This is a genomic window from Mesorhizobium sp. LNJC405B00 (genome assembly GCF_000502615.1).
Lineage (GTDB): Bacteria > Pseudomonadota > Alphaproteobacteria > Rhizobiales > Rhizobiaceae > Mesorhizobium.
Genome location: NZ_AYWC01000025.1, coordinates 26,060 through 45,799, shown reverse-complemented (window position 1 = coordinate 45,799; position 19,740 = coordinate 26,060). Strand labels below are relative to the sequence as shown.

The following is a 19,740-nucleotide window of genomic DNA, read 5'->3' as shown; positions in this document are numbered from 1 at the left end:
AGAACCTGGCCCATAGCGCATCCTTTGATTCGGACGAAAAGTATGCGCCATCAAAGCCTGGGATCAAACACCTAGCTCAGGCATGCATGACAGGCCGCTTTTGCGCCTCAGGTCTTTGAGCTGGCCCCAGCGGAATCCCAAAGGCAGAAATTCGAGCGTACAGGCAGACCGGCACGATCCACCCCAGAAAAGTACGCCCAGCAGTCATTAGCGATGAGTGCAATCTCCAGCCGCAGAGTCGGCGAGCTGGTGGGCATGGCGTCAAAGCAGCGGGGGTAAGGTGGTCGCGGAAGCGCTACCGCCTTTCCCCGACAGGTCGGCGGCTCGGCCCTCAACGGGATGAACGTCCGCCAAATCTTGTCGACCGGCCTGGCCGCACTGCCTGAAAACGCCAACGGCGTTTCCCTTCAATGCTTCGCATCCCTACGCCGGCGGCAATCTTGCGCAGATATGGTCGCAAACGTCACTGCGGAAGGAAGTGGCCGCGTACTTGCTACCCGCCTGTACAACATGACCAACGATCCCGGCATGAAGGACATCGTGTCCTTCCTTATTGCGCGCGACACCATGGACCCACAGCAGTGGCTCACGGCCATTGAAGACATGGGCGGACTTAACGCGTTTCTGCCGGTCCCAACTCCTTCCCGTGTGTATCAGGACGTATCCTATGCCTTCATCAATTGCTTCGTCGAAGGTATCGAACCAGCGCGGGGCCGTTGGAGGATGGACCGTCGATGGACGGCAAGGGAGAGTTCTCCCTGGTCGCCGGTACGCCGAGGCGGGGCCGCCGAATAGGCAAAGATTGCAATACAGGAGGCAGCCGGCACTCGGCTCCTGCCCACGAGGGACAGGGCAACTCACTGGTGACTGGGTGCGTGCCTGACGAAGCTCTTCGTTTCGGCTGAGATAAATGCTCTCACTTACGGAACATCGCAGGTTCGTCGAAGTTGGAAAGCCACGGAGGACGTGCACATGAACAGTGTCATCTATCTTATCGGCCTTATCGTCGTCGTGCTCGCGGTCCTCTCCTTCCTCGGTTTTCACTAGGTGGCCTCATGCAGCATGAGAAGGATCAGGGCGGACAGCCCACCGAATTCGACAAGGCGAAAAGCGACGTCTCCGAAAGACTTCGCCAGGAAAATGAGCGTGCCAGCGAGTTGCTTCACGACGCGCGGGACGAGGTGACCCGTAAGGCTGGCGACTATGCATCTGAAGCCACGCAGGTCATCTCCGACAAGGCGGAGGAGGCGCAGCGCGACATCGGATCGAGCTTGGCGGCGTTGGGTGGTGCACTGCGAGCGGCCAGCGATCACCTTGCCAGCAACGATGAAAGGAACGCATCGAAGTTCGCTTTGGATGCTGCCAGTGGCCTTGAGCGGCTTTCATCGTCCTTGAAACAGAAGCCCTTTAGCCAAGTCCTTGATGACGTGCAGTCCTTCGGCCGGCAAAATCCCGGTGTCCTGCTTGCGGGATCGGTGTTGGCCGGATTGGCTCTCGGGCGGTTCATCAAGGCTTCTCCGCCGGCAACGCCCGATTCTGAGGCCGCTCCGGGAGGCCTCAGATCACACACCGATCAGCCANATCAAGGCTTCTCCGCCGGCAACGCCCGATTCTGAGGCCGCTCCGGGAGGCCTCAGATCACACACCGATCAGCCAAAGGGTTGGTCCGCTGATCGTCCACAAGATTTCGGCGTGGTCGGCGATGATGGGGCCACGCAGATCGCGGAGCAGGACAGATGAACAACCAGGACAATCCCAGCCTTGCCGGGCTAGTCACCGATTTGGCCCAGAATGTCACCACTCTGGTGCAAACCGAGGCGAGGCTGTTTCGGGCCGAACTCTCTGAAAAGCTTACCAAAACCGGAGCAGGTGCCGCGGAAGTGCTGGGCGGCGCGATTTGCCTGCTCGCCGCGCTCTTGGTGTTGCTGCAGGCGCTCATTATCGCGCTGACGCGGGCAGGGCTTGGCGCGGGGTGGTCTTCCCTGCTGGTCGGTGTGGTCGTGGCGGTCCTCGGCGTCATCCTGCTGCGGACCGGGACGGCCAGCATGGCGCCTTCGGAACTTACCCCCGACCGGACCCAGGGACAGCTCAAGCGCGACGCGAGCGCGATTAAGGAACAGGTGAGATGAACGAGAAATCCGCAGCCGAACTTGAACGCGAGGCCGAGGCTGCTCGCGCTCGGGTGATGGAGACCGCCGAATCCATTCGAGGCAAGATGACGCCTGGACAATTGCTGGATGAGTTCACCGGGCTGTTCTCGGGAGGGGAGAGCGCGGCCATGCTCAGCAATCTCAGAACGCAGGTCCGAGACAATCCTTTGCCGGTCACCATGGTGGGCGCAGGTCTGGCCTGGCTGATGTTCGGCAGCGGTACCTCAAACACCGCCCACCGTTCGGCTGGNGGACGACATGATGTAGCAGGGGAGCGCGGCGGCTTGGGCGGCACGCTCTCCGACGCCGCGGAATCGCTCTCCTCGAGCGCTGCCAGCGTCGGCGACACCATATCGAGCACCGCAAGAGCCGCTGCGGCGGGTCTGACGGGAAGCGCTGCCAATGCAAGCTCGACGACTGGGGACATGGCGGCGAAAGCCAGCCGCTCCGCGCAAGATCTGTTGGAGGATCAACCCTTGGCCGTAGCGGCCGTCGGTCTCGCCATCGGCGCCGCTATAGGTGCAATGCTGCCCCATACCGCAACGGAGGACGAGCAACTAGGCGCCTATGGCGACAAGCTTCGCGATTCCGCCGAAACTTTGCTCGACAGGGGCCTCGATGAGGCCAAGCAGGTCGCCGCCGACGCCTATGAGACCATCAAGCAGGAAGCTGGCCGGCAAGATATGGAAGCAGACACGATAGCCGATCAGCTCGGCGAGATCGTGAAGTCCACAGCAGACAAGACCGAGCATGCCGTGCGCGAACGAATTTCCGATACGTCTCAGCGCCAAACCTAGCTTGACGATCCTGGATCAGCGATGGTCGGTCCCTTCCAGAAAGCGTGATAATGGTCGCGCTGATCGCTGCGTTTCGAAGGCCCAGACCGCCTTCAGCCAATTGACGTGACGTGCCCGGCAATTCCCAGGATGCGCCGGAACTGCAGAGCGCTCAAATAGGACCCTCGCTAACGGAGAGCCGTCCAAACACGGCTCACAAGCTGTCGAGCAGCAGTGCGCCCAATTGTCGCCGTTTGGCGCGGCTGACCGTCCCGGCCTTCAGGGCCACGTGGCCTCGTCCCAAACCCACTTATGGAGCACGGCGATACGAGGGTCGGTCCAGCACTCGTAACCGCAATTCGTCATCGCTCACCGGGTTGACAATCGCTGCTCAGGCGCCATGCTGCAGTGCAACATGGCTAGCTACGAAACCAGCATCATCAAGTCGTCGCGCATCGAATGCCTGGACGGGCTTCGCGCGCTTGCGGCGATCTGGGTGCTGGTCGGGCACTGCATGCTTTTGACCGGCTGGCAAATTCCGATCGTCGGCGAGCCGGATCTCGGCGTCGACCTGTTCATCATGCTGTCCGGCTTCCTGATGGTGTTCCACTATCAGCTGCGCCAGGAAAAGGAGCCTTGGCAAAGACCGGAAACCTGGCTGAAATTCTGGACGCGCCGCTATTTCAGGATCGCGCCGCTGTTCTATGTCATGCTTTTCCTGGCGCTGGCGCTTGGCCCCTATCTCTACGATTGCAGGATCATCATCGACGATTTCCTCTCCAGATCGCACCAGGCGCCGGAACGCTACCTCGACGGCAGCCTGAAAAACATCGTCGCTCATCTCACGTTCCTGTTTGGGCTGGTGCCGAACCTCGCCTATCGCACGCCGCTGCCTGACTGGAGCCTGGGGCTGGAGATGCAGTTCTATGCCGTGTTCCCGGCCGTCATGCTGCTGGTTCGCAGGCTGGACTGGATCAGGAGCGCCCTTGTGGTCGCGGCGATCGGCTGCGTCATCGTGTTTGCGATGCGGCTGTTGTCGATCCATTTTCCGATGCCGTCCTTTCTGCCGCTGAAGATGCAGATATTCCTGTGCGGGATGCTGCTGGCCGGAGTCGTGCATCAAACCCGACCGAGGCCGTTCCGCTATCTGGCATTGGCCATGCTTTTGGCGGCGCTGCCCTTTGGCGGCGGCCAGGGGCTGGGCAAGCTTCTGGTGCGCGAAGCGCTGGTGGCGGGCTTCTTTGCGCTGGTTCTCTACCGCATGCTGCCTGGAAGGGCGGGAACGCTGGCGCGAGCGATCGCCGTGACGCTCAGCAACCGGTTCTTCCACCTGATGGGCGAGCTTTCCTTCAGCATCTACCTGATCCATCTGCTGGTGCTGCAGCCCGTCGCGGCGTTCGTCATCAGTGAGTTCGACCACCAACTGTCGGCGCCGCTGCGCTTCGCCATCGTCGTTGCCGTTGTGCTGCCGACGGTGACGTTGCTGTCCTGGATCACCTACACTCTGATCGAGGTCCCCGGCCAGAAGGCGGGCCGCTTCGTCGTCCAGCGCTTTGGCCGGAAAACTGCGCCGGTGCTCGAGAAGACCCCGGCGGAGTAGGGCGCCAAGCGCGGCGCATAACCACTGACGTTGCCTGCTCTCCCTGAGGGCGTTAGTAGCCCGCAACCGGAACATCACGTGTGCTGGTGCATTGCTAGTGAACGCCAATTCGACTGGGGCGAAAAATGCATCGCGGGATCACAAATGCATGGGCAATGGTGCGAGAAGCCGTCGTTGGGTTCGTCAACGACAATGCTCTCAGCCATGGCGCGGCAATCGCTTTTTATGCCACAACATCGTTGGCGCCAATTCTGCTCATCGTGATTGCAATTGCGGGTCTCGCATTCTGTCACGAGGCAGCCCAAGCGGCATTGTCCGCTCAAATCACAGGGATGATGGGTACAGAAAGCGCAAATATCCTGCAAACCGCACTGAAGAGCGCATCCGAAAAGCCATCCCGCGGCACCTGGGCGGCGGTGATTGGCATCATCACCTTGCTTGTGAGCGCTTCCGGGGTCTTCGGCGAAATACAGCAGTCCTTGAACATGATATGGAAGGTCGAAGCGCAGGGCAGTTCGTTGTCGCGCCTGGTGCGCGCACGTGCGGTAAGTCTGGGACTGGTCACCGCACTTGGCTTCATGTTGCTCGTCTCTCTAGTCGCGAGCGCGGCGATTTCGGCCCTAGGCAACCTCATCAACGCACAGTTGCCGTTCGGGACACTTGTCCTGGCCGTTATCAACGCGGTCGTTTCTTTTGTCCTCCTCGCTGCCATTTTGGCCGCTATCTTCAAGGTCTTGCCTGATCGAACCCTGGAATGGCGGGATGTCTGGATTGGCGCTGTTGTGACCGCTGCCCTGTTCACCCTCGGCAAATCGCTTATCGGTTGGTATATAGGCTCCAGCGCCGTCGCGGCCTCATATGGGGCCGCCGGTGGGCTCCTCGTCATCCTGTTGTGGGCTTACTACTCGGCGGAAATTTTTCTTTTTGGTGCGGAAATCACTCGCGCCTATTCCATTCGACACGGCAGCAGGTCCGATCTGGATGCTGTGCTTCACAGTGCTTGACTTGCAACACACGCCACTAACGACGAAATCGACTAGGCGCGCGGCGCGCCGGCTGGCTGCCTTCGCGACGCCACCCGCATCATTACCCGTCGGCGCCGACCGCATCACCGAGCAGGGCACGCGAGCTGGATACGGTCGACGCCATATGATGAGTGCACGGGGCGCTGGTGGGCCAAACCATCGCGGTCACAGTTTGAGTTGGTTGGGAAGACGCGGTTCAGCGGCGACGCGGACGGCGCTTGCGTATCGGCTTTGATCTCGCGCGCCTGCCGTCCGACGCCTTCTTGGCGGCAGCGGAGCGGTACAGGTTCATGAGGTCAATCAGGAGCCGAACAATGGCAATTGCAGTTGCAGCATCGAGCCAGCCCGCAATGCTGTTGAGCATCGGGATTGTTCTCCAAGCTTACGACGTTAAAGCGGTCGAAGGACCTTGGCGGCAGTGCTACTCTTCGCCTAGGCAGGGACTGCCACCTAATCGTTGTGGCACTCAGTTGCCAGCCACCATGACATGAAAAAGGCCTCCGAAGGAGGCCTTTGGATGGTGTGAGCGAGAATCTCCACCCAACAAATTATCCCACATTTTGTGCATGCAGCGCAAGCCGTTCGCTTGGCCAAGGCGCGCTTGGCGCCTTGATGCTTGGCAGCGTGACCGTCACCCCGTTCTTCAGGTGGTCGCTGTCGGCACTTTCAGCAGCCGCAATGCGATGTGATTGTTGGCGCCAAAAACCACCGCTTCACGTCGCTTCCGCGAAATGGATACTTGCAAGCACCAAGCGCAAGCTCATGAGGCAGAGGGTGTCGGACCGAGCGGGGTCTCATATTGTGAAACGCCGAACGGATCCCGGGTCCCTGGAAGGGCGGCAGCAAAGGTTAGAGAGCCGCACTTCCAGGGAGGCTGGATCAATAGTCGTTGTTGTAATAGCGATCATCACAAGGCGCCGTGTAGATCCGGCCGCGACGGTCCTGGTAACGGCAAAGCTGTTCGCCGCGGCGCTGCGGCGTGGTCGACTGGCCGATGACAGCGCCGAGCAAGGCACCGCCGGCGGCACCCACGACCGTGCTTTCGGTGTTGCCGCCCAGTGCCTGGCCGGCGAGGGCGCCGACACCGCCGCCAATGAGTGCGCCTGTGGTTGCCCTCTGCTGCTGTTCGGTCTGAGTCGCGCAGCCTGCAAGTGCTGCAGTCATGAGCACGGCGCCAATAGTTTGTCTGATCATCATCTTGGAACTCCTTTGGAGCCCCAAACGCGGATCGGGGCGAATGGTTGCCAGTTGCTGGCGCAATGCGGCCAAACGGCGGCACGCCCTCTCACGAAATGAGACGTGGTTTCTCGGGCCTTGAAGACAATGGTTGCCAAAGCGGAAACGGCCTGCGCGAACAGGTCGGTAGCGCCTCGGTTTGAATCCGTTGAGGAGCAGCTAGGCTGGCTCGTCGCGTATCGCCTTTTTCGCGGCGGCGGTCAGGAATCCGGACCGGCTATAGCCATGGCGTTCCGCATATCGATCTATCTGGTCGAGGACATCTTCGGGAATGGTGACGTTGACGCGCACCACCTTTGTGGTCTCGGCTTTGAGCGCTACCAGGACGGCGACCCGGCTGAGATTGTCATTGTTCGACATGACATCTTCCAGGGATGATGGCTCGGGAATGGCTTCGCCATCCTCGACAAGGCCTTCGAGATGGAAGGCCAGGGCCTCTTCAGCCATGGCGCGGGCGTCGTCCAGGCTGGTGCCGGCGGTGACCACGCCCGGAAAATCGGGAAAGGATACGCCGAAGTCGCTGTCCGCTTGCTTGTGGATCAGTCCGATATAGTGACGCACGGGTCGGTTCCCCCAAGGAGCGGCTTCGAGGCTCGATCAGACATCGAGCCATTCGACACAAACTGTCGAGGTATTCCTAATGGGACCGTAGGAAGCTGCCTAGTAGGTTGGGCATGCCCCAGGCAGAGATTGCCTGGGCAACGGTCGAGAGTGTGGGGAAAGTGCCAAAGATAGATGGCGGGAACCAGACTGTGCCTAGAGTTCGCGCCGCGCAGTACGTGCGCATGTCGACGGAACACCAGACCTACTCGATCGACAACCAAGCGGATGCCATTCGCGACTATGCCGATATCATGGCTTACGACATTGTCGCCACTTACGAGGACCTCGGTCGCAGCGGTTTAAACCTTGGAGGGCGCCCCGGTCTTCAGAAGCTGTTGGCCGATGTCGAAAGTGGGCGAGCCGATTTTGAGACGGTTGTGGTCTATGATGTAAGCCGTTGGGGGCGTTTTCAGAACATTGATGAAAGCGCAGCCTACGAATACCGATGCCAGATGGCCGGCGTGCGTATCGAATTTTGCGCCGAGCAATTCGCAAATGACGGCAGCATCGGCTCAGACGTCCTCAAAGCAATCAAACGGAGCATGGCTGCCGAGCAGAGCAGAATGCTCTCGCAAAAAGTCTTCATCGGCCAGGCGAGGTTGATCCGGCTGGGCTTCCGGCAGGGCGGGAAGGCCGGCTTTGGCCTGCGGCGCTTGCTTGTCGATCAACACGGCCGCTCAAAAGGCATCCTTTCATCCTACGAATACAAGAGCCAGCAGGCGGATAGAATAGTTCTGGTGCTCGGCCCGCCTGACGAGATTGCGACAGTGAAGTGGATCTTCAGTCACTTTGTCAGAACACGCAAGACAGAGCTGGAGATGGCAAGACTGCTCAACAAGCGCGGCGTGCTCAGCGATTTGGGGCGACCATGGACGCGGGAATCCGTGCACTCGGTGCTGACCAACGAAAATTACATTGGCAACAGCGTCTGGAACAAGCATTCGGCCCGGCTGAGAAGCCATCAAGTCCGCAATCCCCCCGAACAGTGGGTGCGGGTGGAAAACGTCCTGGAGCCGATCGTCGACAGCAAACTGTTCGATCGGGCGCAGATCGTGCTCAAGACCATCTATCGCCACATGACCAACGACGAGATGCTGGCCGCCCTAAGGGCGCTTCTGGCTCGCCGTGGCGCCTTGTCGTTGGCCATGATCGACGCGGATCCCGGGTGCCCGCCGGCCCAACGCTACCAGTGGCGTTTTGGAACCATTGTCAAAGCATATGAACTGATCGGATACGAGCCATCCAAGAACTACCGCTTCATCGGCGTGAACCGGCACCTGGAATCAATGAGGCTGCAGATTATCCGGGATCTTGTGGGCGCGATTGATAAGCAGGGCGGGGTTGCTGCCCATGACATGGCGATGGACCTCCTGCGGATAAACGAGGAGATCACGGTGGCGATTACAATGGGCCGATGCAGGGTTTCCGGCTTCGGCTATCCTCGCTGGTTTTCCAAGGCCGATAAACGGCCACTACCCGACATTTTCGTCCTGATCCGTATGAATCCCGGCGACCTGACCATTCGGGACTATTTGATTGCGCCTGCCCACGAGATCGCGGGTAAATCGGAACTGCATGCCATCAATGGGATACCGCTGGACAGCTATATTTTTCCCACGCTCGACCCCATTATCAGGTTGGCAGAGCGAGAGCCTGTCGGAGGCGTGGCTTGGTAGTCAAGCGCTTAGCCAAGGACGCCGCCTACCGTGCGTTGGAAAACGGTGGCGACAGACATGCGAGCAATATTGTTGCTGGCGCATTAGGGTCCAAGAAGAGGCTTCGTTCACACGAATTTTTGGCGACCTACGATACGGAATGCAAACGCATGCGCGATTTCGTAACGCAAGCGGCAAAGTCTGAACAGAGCCTGGACCGGATAGTAGCGGCGCTCCACCTGATGATGCGCGACAAGCAATTCTGCGCCACGCTGGTGTCCGAGGGCTTCAGGACAATGCCAAGCCTACTGGCACATAGGTTGCGTGGCGCGACCCGCGAGCCGCAAATGTTCTGCTCTCCCGGAAAACCCGCTTCCGAGACAGGCGAGAACCGGAAAGCCGTTAACGGAATTTGCCCTGATGTCCTCGACCTGCTTCGGGACGCGCCGGTAAAAACAAAAATCTTCGGGTTGCTCCAGAAGGTGCTGCCAGCCAGGCAATTGGAGATTGCCCGGCTGATGGTGGCGATGGACCGGGTCAGGATCACCTACGCGAGACTACTCGTCGCTCTGACACCGCAAGCCCTGCTGGTCGAGGGTTTTAATCTCTCAACGATCACCACACAGGCGGAAGACCAGCGCGGCGCGATGGTGCTCGATGTCGGCGCGGTAAGCCTTGCGGTTCTCAGCGCCGCGGAACGTCATGGCCAGGTGGGCCTGGAGCTTGTCGCAGCCAACCGCTTTTTCGACCGGTTGATGGATAATTCCAGAGTGGTGCGGTATCTCGCCCGGACCTTTCCGGGGCATTTTGAAGAGTTTCACAGCTTCTCGATGCCATGCCTCGAACAGGGGCGCTAGATGGTCGGACGTCAACTCCTATAGAAACCGATAGCCGTCGCCGGGACGCAAACAACAGAACCAATGTGACTTCTGTCTATGCCTCGAAAAGCCAAACCCGCCGAGCTTGCCGCAGCCAGAATGCTCGCAAAGCGATTTTCGATCGGCTCTCGGCCGCGCGGAATCGCTGTCATGTCTTCGGCAAGCCGGCCCGGTTCGTTGCTCATAGCGGGTTGATCGGCCCAACGAGGCCGGGATGGTCGTTGGGCAACTTGTTGACGGCGCTGGTGTTCACCTCACGCCCAACGCGATTGAACTGCAGCTGACCGTCGATGTCGTGGCTGAGAATGTCCTTGAGGCTGTCCTTGGGCGTCGCCGGGTCCAGCCAGGCGTCATAGTAGGCCGGGTCGAGAATGAGAGGCTGCCGATCATGCAACTGCTTCATCGGTTCTGCGGCAGGCTCGGTGATGATGGTGCAGCTGGTTATGTCGAGATTGGAATTGTAAGCCCAAAGCCCGGCGAACGAGAAAGGCGCGTGGCCTGGCTGGTAGATGTGCCAAGGGTCTTTCTTGCCGTCGGCTGGCGATATCGTCCACTCGTAGAAGCCATCGGCAGGGATCAGGCAGCGCTTGGACTTGTAGGCGCGTCGCGGAAGGCGGGCGCTGCATCGATGCCCTCAATCCTCGCATTGAACATAGCCGCCTTGGGCATTTCCTTTGCCCAGAAAGGGACCAGCCACCAGCGCCCTTCACGGAGCCTGTGGTGCCATCCTCACCGGCAGTGACGAATGGGACATCCTGAGTCGGCGCAATGTTGTACCGGGGCTCGTCGTTGCGGCCCGTCTCCGCCGGCGCAGTCAGGCGGTAGAGCCGGTGGATTTCCGACCACGACAGATATTTGGTGTAACGTCCGCACATCGCTCTGCCTCAGTTGCGCAGGAGTTCAGGCACGCTGAGCGGGCCAAGGTCGGAATTCTCCTATACTCGTCGCTGCGGCGCCAGACGCCGCGTATCTTGGCGGCGGTGACCGATTGATTGCCTTCGCCAGTAGCCTTGCGGAAGGCTCTGGGCGACCACAGAGTTCCCCTTGGTCTGCGCCGTGGAGGCAAAAAGGGCAAAGTCGACGACGATCATGCCATGTCCCTCTCACTGCGGACTTAGCAAAGGCTCTCGCAAGGAATGCCGTCCTTGTCGCGGTCAAGCTTGCCGCCCCAAGAGCAGTTGGCCAAATACCAGTTCGCCTCGTTGCATGAGCTGATCTGGGGACAGGTTCGCCGTGGCTGACAAGAATAGCTCTGCGCCACCTGCCCATTACGCATGATACCGAGTGGTTGTTTTGCTGACGGCCTGGTGGTGCCGTTCGCATGCTCTGCGCGCCAATCCCATGGCGCCTGAAACGCTCCAGCCCACAGACCGACCTTCGCCGCCTGGGCCTTCGCCTGCTGTCTTGCGTAGGCTCCGTGGCTGTAGCGCGGCCAATCTAGTGCCAAGCCCCGCTCGACAAGCCAGCTCTGGACGTTGCGACCGTCGGCGCGATCGCAATCCCCAACAAGCCGGCCGTACCGGTCTCGGTTAACAAAGCTGCAATGCAACGGACGCAATGCAGCCAGGAACTCGTCCAAGGCTTGGGCAGCATGGCGCCCGCAGGCGTATTCGAAGCCCTTAGCGTCTTCGCAATATTGCTTACTCTCGGGCGCATCGATGCCGTTGAAGCGGATGCGCTGTCCGTGGATCTCGATCGTGTCGCCGTCGATCACAGACGCGACACCGGCGATCGGCGCCGGCTTCGAGCCGAACCAATTCGATGCATTGATCTCTGGCAAACTTTCGCTGTGCTGGATGGCGGTTTGCGCGACCAGAGCGCCAGCCGCTACCGCAGTCACCAAAATCAGGCGCCGCGGCACATTCGCCCATCGGTGCGCACGGCTATGCTTGGCACCGGTTCGCTTTCGCCAGCGATCAGATCGATTGTCGTATCGGTATTTGTCCACGCCCTCATCCCCGCAGAGAGGATGCGACTGTTTCAACGAAGAGTCCAGAAGACGAGACGCGCGGAATGCTAGCCCCGAAGCCGATGCGTGCCGACGCCCCTCGACTTCGATCTCGGTTAAGGGGGTTCGATGACCTGTTGGGGTGCATTCGGCTGTCGGGCCTGACCGGCGCGCTCCCGAAGGTGCGTTCACGCGGGAAAACCGGCCTTTCTGAAGCCTGACGTGAAAAGCTCGAGGTCGACTTGGTGGGCGAACGGGAGACGTGAAATCAGCCGGATAGTCAGGTCGTGTTTCCTTATCAGTGCTTCCTGAACTTCAGCACGCGCCTTCTGCGTCTCGCCCAAATGAGCGTACGCCGCTGCGAGAAAGGGATGAATGAAGAATTGGTCGCCGGCCTTCTGATACGAACCGACGGCCTCCGAGTACCTTCTTAGCAGAAAGAGGGAGCTGCCCTTCACCTCCCAGAACCATATTGGAGGTGTCGAGAGCTTGTCGGTTAACGGTGAAAAAAGCGGTCAAGGGAACCATCACCAGCGCCGGCAGTATTGCCATCGCCACAACCGCCGCCGCTTGGCGTTCTTGCGCCAGCGGTCGGCCTGGTTAGCCCCTCCATGACGCTGGACTTTGCCCACGCCCTCTCTCCCCCCGTGCAAAGAACGCGTCCATTCCACGCTCGAGTCCATACATCAGGAGCCGCTAAACTTCGGGTGTTGTTCACGATCCGGGCTAGGCCATGAAAATACTTCGACCGAGATCCAAGCCTAAGAAGGCTTACCCGAACATCGATAGGTTCGGTGACGACGGGCGGCGAATTTACAGCGCATACGCGGGTGCGGACGGGAAGAAGCCTGCCAATCGGCGCAAACAGCACCGCCGCCATGCTCATAGCCGGGGCATCAGTCGCTGCGGTTCTTAGCGCATTGTTTTACCTGATCGGGGCCGGCTAACCCGAGATCGCCATTCCGAAGCCAACACCCAGGCCTATGGCAGGCCAAGGAACAGCTTGTCGGCAAGATCAAGGGCCGAAGGCGCGGACAGGGCGCCAAGCATCCTGGCGGGGCTCTCTGAGGGCGTTGGCGATGTCATCGAAGATGGTTTCCATCGGTCGAGTCTAGATCGGAACGCCTCTGTGTATCCCCGGTTTGTTCGTCAAAGTCTAAGGATCGGGGAAGCGCCATGGAAAGCACGTGCAGTAACGGTTGATTCAACCATTGCTGGTAAATTGCGGAATGTGGGTGGCGGCTCCGACAGTTCGGGGTGGAACTCGATGCCAGAGCCGCCTGCGCAGCCAAGGTTGGGGTTGACCGCGCCGTCCTATTCTGGGACAGCGCTGTCAACGATTCGTTAAAACGCTCCGGAACTAATTAAGCACGCGCTAATTGACTCGCGGTCTCGGGAGTCAGTGCATGCGTGAAGTTCATTCCTCCGATNGGAACTAATTAAGCACGCGCTAATTGACTCGCGGTCTCGGGAGTCAGTGCATGCGTGAAGTTCATTCCTCCGATCATGGAGCCGATTTTGGCGGGACAAGCCTCCCGAGGGCATTGGACAGCGTCACTTACCGGCCGCCGTTTTCGTCTTCCCTCTTCCTAGAGGTCCGCCATTCGTTAGGCGAGTGGGTTGTTCGCATCATAGGGAGGAACGGTGAAACGTATTCCCGAGCATTCGAAAATGAGGCAGATGCCGTCGCTTTCGCGAGCGATCAGTCTTCTCGTCTAGGATTGGAAGCTCCCCCAAGGCGAGCAACTTGACCGCCCTTCGCTGAACATCGAAAGCGCGGATCTGTGAATCCCCCTTGGAATATCGTCGCCTCGAAACACTTCGGGCGGTCGCACTGTTCCCATATCAGCGTCTCCCAAAACTGCCCACTACCTCAACGGCTGGTGGGCTTTTTTGTACGTTAGCGGAACCTGAAATTTGGGGGCTTGTTGATAGAACGGCAGCGAGTGGGTGTTCGCTGCTGGTCGAGGTCCCGCAAGACTCGGCCGGGCTCGCATCACCTGCCCCGGTCGGTGCGAGCCCACCGTNGTTCGCTGCTGGTCGAGGTCCCGCAAGACTCGGCCGGGCTCGCATCACCTGCCCCGGTCGGTGCGAGCCCACCGTCGCGCGACCAAGCGAGACTCCCCTGTGTCGGTCCCTATTTGATACTGGGGGACGGCGGTTAATCATCACGATGGTTTATGGCACGTTGTGTCGAACATGCCGAGCGCCGGGCTCGGGCTGCAGCAGGTGCTGGTCGATAGCGGCGGCCTTGAACGCCGCAAATGCTACGGCCGGACTGCAGCTTCCATCCTTGGCCTCCGCGATCAATCGGCACGCATCCCTATAGGCCGCCGCACCCTTATTTGGCCACTGCCCCTGGAGCGCTTCCTCGGCCTCACAGATAGAGGAAACCGTCATTGATTTACGGTCTACCAGCTTAACGAACAGCGGTAAAAAGGTGCCCATGGCACAACCTCCCGACCTTTTAGTGCGCCGAACGCAACAAGAGCTTTTTGGTTTCCATGCCTATTTGATCTTGGACCCATTTCAGCACGAGCCAATTGAATCGGCGGTTGGACCCATAGCAATGGCCGGTGCAGCCCCGCCACGTTTCGCCAAAACATGGATTAAAACTCAATTCAGCAGTCGAGCTTTTTGCGTCCTACGCGTCCAGTTCGAGCGGCTCGTGCTGCGGATCGGCATGATAGGTGACCTGGCGAAAATCGCGCATATCGATCTGTTGCCCGCAAACAGGGCAAGGGAGGAAATGCGCGAGTTCGCTCGCGGGCGGGCCTTCATGTCGGTGCCCGATCAGTGGTCTGCCGAGATCAGATAGCCTGGTCATTGTTTCCGCAGCGCCTTGGCTTCCCGCTCCAACGTCTCGCGTTGGTTGCCGTGCTTCGCAATCAACTCTTTGACCTGCTGGGGTGTGATGCCGGTCTTTGTTGCGAAATATTCAACTTCATAATCCTCGTCGGCTGAGATACGGTCCCGATCGCGGAAATCCCGCTTGCTCTTGTCATCGGCCATATCTCGATTCCTCCTGCGAATATCGAGCAACGTTCATTTAGCGTGTTTGTTGCACCAAAAGCCGGTTTTCCGGTTTCGGAACCATTTCAGCACAAGCTAATTGAATCGCCGGGTGTGGGTGAGTTCATGCGTCTAAAGTTCGTCGAGCCTTTGCTGCCGACCTTGGTCGAGAAGCCTCCCGAAGGCGACGAATGGATTCACGAAGTCAAGTTCGACGGCTACCGCAGCCAAATCATCATCGATCATGACGTGCGCATCTTCACGCGCAACGGCCACAATTGGACGGCAAAATACAGGGATCTGGCCGGTGCCGCAAAACGCCTTGGCGTTGAGAATGCCATCATAGACGGCGAAATAGTCGTACTCAACGAAGCCGGCCTTTCGGACTATCAGGCGCTGCGCAAAGCCATCACCAGCCGCCAGCATGACCTCTACTTCGTCGCCTTCGATCTCCTCCACTTGAACGGTCACGATCTGCGGGACATGGATATCGAAGACAGACGCGAAATCCTGGAAGGCCTCATCTTGCCTGATGACCGCATCCAGTTCAGCCAAGCGCTGCCCGGAGACGCTAAAGCCATATTCCACCTGATCGATGAAGCCGGCCTTGAGGGTATGGTATCGAAGCGACGTGACAGCAAATACCGCAGCGGCCGGTCGTCCGCCTGGCTGAAGGTGAAAAGCTACATGGTGGAAGAATACGATTTGCTTGGCGTCGAGCGTGAACCCGGCAAGCCGGCCTTTGCGCTGATGGCCGACCGGAAGACCGGCCAGTATGTAGGCTCAGCGTTCATCAACTCCAGCCGCCCTATTCGCGAACGGCTATGGAAGCGCGTCCAGGAGCACGCTGGGCCGGCACCGAAGGGGATGAGGCGGCCGGCGACACAGTGGGTTAACGCCGATCACGTACCGGTCGTGAAGCTCTTCAAAGATCGGAAGAGCACACGTCTGANGGTCTCGCCGGTCTCGGATATCCCGAGCAGGGCAGTTTCTCGCTCTTCGAGATGACGTCGGTCGGGCTGCCTATCCGCGTGGGTATCGAGCGCGATATCCTCTTTACCACCGACCTACCGATTTCGGTCTGGGCAGAGGCCGCCCGCCGGGCCGGAAAGCCTTCGCGACGCGGAACGCATCCTCTACCACGCCGCCCAGTCTGGCCGAGACGGCGCGTGAGATCTCAGCTTGAAATCCCCAATGCCAGATGCGCAAAGTCGTGTCTGCGGCCCTGTCGCCCTCCGGATTTTCGGTGTGCCGCGCAGTCCTCAGAGTGAGAGGGCTGCGCCCGTTTCTTTTGACGGGTTTGGAGGTCGAGAGAGTCTCGGCCGCCCGTCGCGGAGACAGTCCACATGGCTACGCCCAAGCAGAAGATCACCCTCAACGCTTCACGTGACATCCCCTTCAACAAGCTGGTGCTGAGCCAGGCCAATGTCCGGCGCATCAAGCGCGGGGAAACGATAGAGGACCTCGCCGCCTCGATCGCACGACGCGGCCTCTTGCAGAGTCTCAACGTCCGGCCAGTGCTGGATGGCGAGGGCAATGAGACCGGCATGTTTGAGGTGCCGGCTGGTGGGCGCCGCTATCGCGCGCTGGAACTGCTGGTCAAGCAGAAGCGCATGATCAAGACCGAGCCGGTTCCCTGCGTCGTCAGCGACGCCCACAGCGCGATCCCGATCGAGGAGGACTCGCTGGCCGAGAATTTTCAGCGCGAAGATTTACATCCCCTGGATATGTTCCGGGCCTTCCAGACCCTGCACGATCAGGGCGCCAGCCATGAGGAGATTGCGGCACGCTTCTTCGTGTCCGCTACCTTTGTCCAGCAGCGCCTGCGGCTCGCAAAAGTTTCGCCCAAGCTGCACGAGGTCTACGAGCAGGAGGGAATGCAACTCGAGCATCTCATGGCCTTTACCGTGACCGACGATCACGCCCGTCAGGAGCAGGTCTGGGAGGCGCTCGAGAACTCCTGGTCGAAGGAGCCGCAGCAGATCCGGCGCCTTTTGACGGAAACCACTGTGCGGGCAAGCGATCGCCGGGCGCTGTTCGTCGGTGTCGACGCGTATGTCGCTGCCGGCGGCATGGTGCTGCGCGACCTGTTCGAGGCCGAGAATGGCGGCTGGCTTCAGGACCCCGCTCTGCTCGACCGCTTGGTCCGCGACAAGCTGAAGTCGATCGCCGACGAAATCGCGACGGAGGGCTGGAAGTGGATCGTGGTCGATGTCGATCTGCCTTATGGCCATAATCACGGTCTGCGGGCACTGGCCGGCACCCCCGTCGATCTGACCGACGCGGAGCGGGCGGAACGCGAAGCCCTGCGCGCGGAGTACGAACGGCTGGAAGCCGAGTATGGTGAATCCGACGAACTCCCCGACGCGGTCGATCAACGTCTCGGCGAGATCGAGTCTGTGCTGGAGGCGTTCGAGAGCCGCCCGATGAACTACGATCCCGCCGATATCGGCCGCGCCGGTGCCTTCATCAGCATCAACCGTGACGGTGACCTGGTCGTCGATCGCGGATATGTGCGCCCCGAGGACGAAGCGCTGGAAGCGGTCGACGGCGACGCCGCCGAGCCCGGCGGTGTGACCGGGAGCGAGGAGGGAAGCGACGATCCTTCGGTTCGCCGCGCCACCATCACCATCGGCGCGCAAACGTCCGAGCCCGATGAGGATGACGGCGACGCCATCAAGCCGCTGCCCGAACGCCTGGTGATCGAGCTCACCGCGTATCGCACGTTGGCGCTGCGCAATGCCGTGGCCGAGAACCAGCATGTGGCCATCACGGCGCTGTTGCATCGGCTCGTCCTCGACACCTTCGGTCATCGCTCCGCGACTGGCTGCCTCGAGGCGTTCGTCCGACATGTCCACTTGCCGACGCAAGACGCCGAGCTGAAAGACAGCCCCGCGGCCAAGGCGATCGACGAACGCCATGAGGCGTGGAAGGGCGACATTCCGCTCGGTGACGATCAGACTCTGTGGGCTTGGCTCGACAGTCTCGATGAAGCCAGTCAGCACGCACTGCTGGCGCATTGCGTCAGCTATGGGATCAACGCGCTGTTCGAGCGACCTAACCCCTATGGCAGCGGCGTTTCCCAGCACGGGCTGGAGCAGCGCTTGCGCGAAGCCGACCGGCTCTCCCACGCCACCGGGCTCGACATGGTGGATGCGGGCTGGCGGCCGACGGTCGATAATTATCTCGGCCGGGTCACCAAGTCCCGCATCCTCGAAGCCGTGCGCGAAGGTGCCAGCGAGCAGGCGGCTCAACTCATCGACCACCTCAAGAAGGGCGACATGGCCAAGGAGGCCGAACGCCTCCTTGCCGATAGTGGCTGGCTACCCGAACCGCTCCGTCTGATCGATCATGACGCACGGCCCGCGCAGCCGGGCGAGGGCGAGGAACCTGACCTGCCCGAATTCCTCGCCGGCGATGACGAAGACGACTCGGCGGCAGCCGATGAGGTCATCGCACACGCTGTCGCTGCCGAATAGCACCCATCGACGGGGCGACTCCGGTCGCCCCGTTCCCCTTCACCTCACCCTCATGGCCCGACGCCCTGTCGGGCCTTTTCGTTTCAGGAGACATCCATGTCCGCCCACATCGTCTATGACAACGCCCCGCTAGGCTCGCTGATCCAGTACTCGGACGGCACCCCCAAACCGCCGGCGCGCTTTACCCGCAAGCTCGCCGACTGGGGCCGTCGCAACGCCTCGGCCGTCTGGTCCGCAAGGCATCGCCGCGCGACCGTCCGACCTACAGCGCACCGGCCTCGATCACGCTCAATGAAGGTAACTTCTCCTCCGGCGGCGTCATCCTCGTGACGGTCATGCGAACCTACTCGGTCGACAGCGACCTCAGCTTCAAGATCGTCGAGCAGCCCGGTATCGGCATGGTCCGGGTCCTGCAGCAGATCGGCGACGACGAAGAGTTGCTGTACCTCGCCGAGAGCCGGGAGGCGGCCGCACTCTGGTTGGCCAAGACCGGGTACCGCAATGCGCGTCTTGAAGACGTCACCGCTGACGAAGTCGGCGCCGACGTCGTCGAGGGGCGGGCGGCGGCGTAACACCTGCACGCATGGACATCAACCTCGACCCGCCGGCCGGGGCTCGGAGACGAACGCCGGGCCGCCCTTTTTCAGGAGCAGCAAATGCCGCAATTCACCATCGAGACGACGTACCACCTACCAGTGTTCCGGCATTCAACCTATTTGGCTGAGACACCCGACGTCGCGTGCCGATTTGCCATCGAGGACACTGACTGTTCGGGTCAGCGGGAGGATTGCGAGTCCTCGGGCGAAGCCCATGTCACCGGCATATGGGAGGGCGCCGGTGCCGCGTATCGTGGACAGGCCATTCCGGTTCATGCACATTTTGGGGAAGCGGTGCAGCGCAAGGCCGCACAATTCGAACTCATGCTGGCTTGCTCAAGATCATTGTCGGCGATGCTAAGGGCCCGCCGACCGACGCCGCCGGGGTGGCTCGGCAAGGCCGAATGGGCGATCGCGCGCGGCGAAGCGATCCTCGCGGGCCGCCCGCGATCCAGTTGAACCCGGAGATGCGAAGGACTTGCCATGAGCATTCCCGACCATGCCCGCAGCAACTTCCAGACGCTGCTTCGTGCCGCCAGCGACGGCAACCTCGCGTTGATGGAATGCGCCGACGCGGCGACCGGGCAGCGGCGTTATGTAATCTGCGCGGTCGGGCGGGAGGGCGCGGACTACGTGTTCACCCCGTTCGGTCATCTTGCCGACGGCAATCCCTATGATGCCTACCTGCCGCCCGATCCCGACGACGCCAAAGGTTTGCTACAGAAGTCGGAGCCTGACGGCGGAATATGATCGAGATCGGTTGATACCGGCAAGCGCTCAAC

The 19,740-nt window shown here is 60.5% G+C and carries 21 protein-coding genes and 3 pseudogenes; 15 read left to right on the top strand and 9 right to left on the bottom strand.

Annotated features, from left to right (window positions below; genetic code table 11):
• The first annotated feature begins 339 nt into the window (after positions 1–339).
• The 6 genes from X756_RS01000000166135 (at position 340) to X756_RS138560 (ending at position 5,530) form a co-directional block, all read left to right on the top strand.
• Positions 340–795: a manganese catalase family protein gene (locus tag X756_RS01000000166135; protein ID WP_084569984.1), complete on the top strand. Its 456-nt coding sequence runs from the start codon at positions 340–342 to the stop codon at positions 793–795.
• A 260-nt stretch (positions 796–1,055) separates the two neighbouring features.
• Positions 1,056–1,616: a hypothetical protein gene (locus X756_RS1000000170145; protein WP_023731582.1), complete on the top strand. Its 561-nt coding sequence runs from the start codon at positions 1,056–1,058 to the stop codon at positions 1,614–1,616.
• Positions 1,617–1,736: 120 nt separating this feature from the next.
• A complete protein-coding gene (locus tag X756_RS138545) occupies positions 1,737–2,129 on the top strand; it encodes a phage holin family protein (protein ID WP_023731581.1) in 393 nt (130 codons plus the stop codon).
• Positions 2,126–2,947 carry a DUF3618 domain-containing protein gene (locus tag X756_RS138550; protein ID WP_023731580.1) on the top strand — a complete coding sequence of 274 codons (822 nt, stop codon included), beginning with the start codon at positions 2,126–2,128 and terminating at the stop codon, positions 2,945–2,947. Before X756_RS138545 ends, X756_RS138550 begins: the two co-directional genes overlap by 4 nt.
• A gap of 394 nt (positions 2,948–3,341) precedes the next feature.
• The gene (locus X756_RS138555; protein WP_031239542.1) at positions 3,342–4,526 is read left to right on the top strand and encodes an acyltransferase; all 1,185 of its coding nucleotides are present in this window, start codon (positions 3,342–3,344) and stop codon (positions 4,524–4,526) included.
• A gap of 125 nt (positions 4,527–4,651) precedes the next feature.
• On the top strand, positions 4,652–5,530 hold the full coding sequence (locus X756_RS138560; RefSeq protein ID WP_031239541.1) for a YihY/virulence factor BrkB family protein: 879 nt from the start codon (positions 4,652–4,654) through the stop codon (positions 5,528–5,530).
• 217 nt (positions 5,531–5,747) lie between these two features.
• Here X756_RS138560 and X756_RS1000000169045 read toward each other — a convergent pair whose 3' ends face one another.
• The 3 genes from X756_RS1000000169045 to X756_RS138570 all read right to left on the bottom strand — a co-directional run bounded on the left by X756_RS1000000169045 (position 5,748) and on the right by X756_RS138570 (position 7,348).
• Positions 5,748–5,915 carry a hypothetical protein gene (locus X756_RS1000000169045; protein WP_023713678.1) on the bottom strand — a complete coding sequence of 56 codons (168 nt, stop codon included), beginning with the start codon at positions 5,913–5,915 and terminating at the stop codon, positions 5,748–5,750.
• A gap of 515 nt (positions 5,916–6,430) precedes the next feature.
• Positions 6,431–6,748, bottom strand: coding sequence for a YMGG-like glycine zipper-containing protein (locus X756_RS138565; protein ID WP_023731577.1), 318 nt, complete (start codon positions 6,746–6,748; stop codon positions 6,431–6,433).
• A gap of 198 nt (positions 6,749–6,946) precedes the next feature.
• Entirely contained in the window at positions 6,947–7,348 is a 402-nt protein-coding gene (locus X756_RS138570) for a type II toxin-antitoxin system HicB family antitoxin (protein ID WP_023731576.1), read from the bottom strand.
• Positions 7,349–7,461: 113 nt separating this feature from the next.
• Between X756_RS138570 and X756_RS138575 the strand changes: the two genes are divergently transcribed.
• Positions 7,462–9,066, top strand: a complete 1,605-nt coding sequence (locus X756_RS138575; RefSeq protein WP_084569983.1) for a recombinase family protein — start codon at positions 7,462–7,464, stop codon at positions 9,064–9,066.
• Entirely contained in the window at positions 9,060–9,902 is an 843-nt protein-coding gene (locus X756_RS0135580) for a plasmid partitioning protein RepB C-terminal domain-containing protein (RefSeq protein ID WP_023731574.1), read from the top strand. The genes X756_RS138575 and X756_RS0135580 overlap by 7 nt, the downstream gene beginning before the upstream one ends.
• A gap of 202 nt (positions 9,903–10,104) precedes the next feature.
• Here X756_RS0135580 and X756_RS1000000170465 read toward each other — a convergent pair whose 3' ends face one another.
• The 5 genes and pseudogenes from X756_RS1000000170465 to X756_RS138585 form a co-directional block, all read right to left on the bottom strand.
• Entirely contained in the window at positions 10,105–10,470 is a 366-nt protein-coding gene (locus tag X756_RS1000000170465) for an SOS response-associated peptidase family protein (protein WP_280800017.1), read from the bottom strand.
• A 29-nt stretch (positions 10,471–10,499) separates the two neighbouring features.
• A complete protein-coding gene (locus X756_RS1000000170645; RefSeq protein WP_348524298.1) occupies positions 10,500–10,592 on the bottom strand; it encodes a hypothetical protein in 93 nt (30 codons plus the stop codon).
• A gap of 113 nt (positions 10,593–10,705) precedes the next feature.
• Positions 10,706–10,798, bottom strand: a pseudogene (locus tag X756_RS1000000170640) (SOS response-associated peptidase); the annotation flags it as partial.
• A gap of 239 nt (positions 10,799–11,037) precedes the next feature.
• Entirely contained in the window at positions 11,038–11,871 is an 834-nt protein-coding gene (locus tag X756_RS1000000168195; RefSeq protein ID WP_245264590.1) for a thermonuclease family protein, read from the bottom strand.
• A 2,178-nt stretch (positions 11,872–14,049) separates the two neighbouring features.
• Positions 14,050–14,319 carry a DUF982 domain-containing protein gene (locus X756_RS138585; protein ID WP_023713612.1) on the bottom strand — a complete coding sequence of 90 codons (270 nt, stop codon included), beginning with the start codon at positions 14,317–14,319 and terminating at the stop codon, positions 14,050–14,052.
• 121 nt (positions 14,320–14,440) lie between these two features.
• On the opposite strand from X756_RS138585, the gene X756_RS1000000169040 reads away from it, so the two are divergent.
• Positions 14,441–14,689: a hypothetical protein gene (locus X756_RS1000000169040; protein WP_023713611.1), complete on the top strand. Its 249-nt coding sequence runs from the start codon at positions 14,441–14,443 to the stop codon at positions 14,687–14,689.
• A 5-nt stretch (positions 14,690–14,694) separates the two neighbouring features.
• Here the strand turns inward: X756_RS1000000169040 and X756_RS138590 are convergent, their stop codons facing one another.
• Positions 14,695–14,883, bottom strand: a complete 189-nt coding sequence (locus X756_RS138590; RefSeq protein ID WP_023731569.1) for a DUF3606 domain-containing protein — start codon at positions 14,881–14,883, stop codon at positions 14,695–14,697.
• Between the two features lie 42 nt (positions 14,884–14,925).
• Between X756_RS138590 and X756_RS0135560 the strand changes: the two genes are divergently transcribed.
• The 6 genes and pseudogenes from X756_RS0135560 to X756_RS138605 all read left to right on the top strand — a co-directional run bounded on the left by X756_RS0135560 (position 14,926) and on the right by X756_RS138605 (position 19,708).
• The gene (locus X756_RS0135560) at positions 14,926–15,891 is read left to right on the top strand and encodes an RNA ligase family protein (RefSeq protein ID WP_023731568.1); all 966 of its coding nucleotides are present in this window, start codon (positions 14,926–14,928) and stop codon (positions 15,889–15,891) included.
• A pseudogene (locus X756_RS1000000168185) lies at positions 15,837–16,056 on the top strand (DUF2958 domain-containing protein); the annotation flags it as partial. The gene X756_RS0135560 and the pseudogene X756_RS1000000168185, both read left to right, overlap by 55 nt.
• 173 nt (positions 16,057–16,229) lie before the next feature.
• Positions 16,230–18,362, top strand: a complete 2,133-nt coding sequence (locus X756_RS138595; protein ID WP_023731567.1) for a ParB/RepB/Spo0J family partition protein — start codon at positions 16,230–16,232, stop codon at positions 18,360–18,362.
• Positions 18,363–18,458: 96 nt separating this feature from the next.
• Positions 18,459–18,934 (top strand): annotated as a pseudogene (locus X756_RS01000000166120) (hypothetical protein).
• 84 nt (positions 18,935–19,018) lie between these two features.
• A complete protein-coding gene (locus X756_RS138600) occupies positions 19,019–19,417 on the top strand; it encodes a hypothetical protein (RefSeq protein ID WP_023731565.1) in 399 nt (132 codons plus the stop codon).
• Positions 19,418–19,441: 24 nt separating this feature from the next.
• Entirely contained in the window at positions 19,442–19,708 is a 267-nt protein-coding gene (locus X756_RS138605; protein WP_023731564.1) for a DUF6117 family protein, read from the top strand.
• The last annotated feature ends 32 nt before the right edge of the window (positions 19,709–19,740 follow it).

What these genes read in the sequence shown, in the direction of transcription:
- X756_RS138565 (WP_023731577.1), bottom strand. Translation starts at nt 6,748, where the DNA reads ATGATGATCAGACAAACTATTGGCGCCGTGCTCATGACTGCAGCACTT.
- X756_RS1000000169045 (WP_023713678.1), bottom strand. Translation starts at nt 5,915, where the DNA reads ATGCTCAACAGCATTGCGGGCTGGCTCGATGCTGCAACTGCAATTGCC.
- X756_RS138605 (WP_023731564.1), top strand. Translation starts at nt 19,442, where the DNA reads ATGAGCATTCCCGACCATGCCCGCAGCAACTTCCAGACGCTGCTTCGT.
- X756_RS138575 (WP_084569983.1), top strand. Translation starts at nt 7,462, where the DNA reads ATGCCCCAGGCAGAGATTGCCTGGGCAACGGTCGAGAGTGTGGGGAAA.
- X756_RS138600 (WP_023731565.1), top strand. Translation starts at nt 19,019, where the DNA reads ATGCCGCAATTCACCATCGAGACGACGTACCACCTACCAGTGTTCCGG.
- X756_RS138595 (WP_023731567.1), top strand. Translation starts at nt 16,230, where the DNA reads ATGGCTACGCCCAAGCAGAAGATCACCCTCAACGCTTCACGTGACATC.
- X756_RS1000000170645 (WP_348524298.1), bottom strand. Translation starts at nt 10,592, where the DNA reads ATGCCCAAGGCGGCTATGTTCAATGCGAGGATTGAGGGCATCGATGCA.
- X756_RS138560 (WP_031239541.1), top strand. Translation starts at nt 4,652, where the DNA reads ATGCATCGCGGGATCACAAATGCATGGGCAATGGTGCGAGAAGCCGTC.
- X756_RS138585 (WP_023713612.1), bottom strand. Translation starts at nt 14,319, where the DNA reads ATGGGCACCTTTTTACCGCTGTTCGTTAAGCTGGTAGACCGTAAATCA.
- X756_RS138545 (WP_023731581.1), top strand. Translation starts at nt 1,737, where the DNA reads ATGAACAACCAGGACAATCCCAGCCTTGCCGGGCTAGTCACCGATTTG.
- X756_RS01000000166135 (WP_084569984.1), top strand. Translation starts at nt 340, where the DNA reads ATGAACGTCCGCCAAATCTTGTCGACCGGCCTGGCCGCACTGCCTGAA.
- X756_RS1000000169040 (WP_023713611.1), top strand. Translation starts at nt 14,441, where the DNA reads ATGGCCGGTGCAGCCCCGCCACGTTTCGCCAAAACATGGATTAAAACT.
- X756_RS138555 (WP_031239542.1), top strand. Translation starts at nt 3,342, where the DNA reads ATGGCTAGCTACGAAACCAGCATCATCAAGTCGTCGCGCATCGAATGC.
- X756_RS138590 (WP_023731569.1), bottom strand. Translation starts at nt 14,883, where the DNA reads ATGGCCGATGACAAGAGCAAGCGGGATTTCCGCGATCGGGACCGTATC.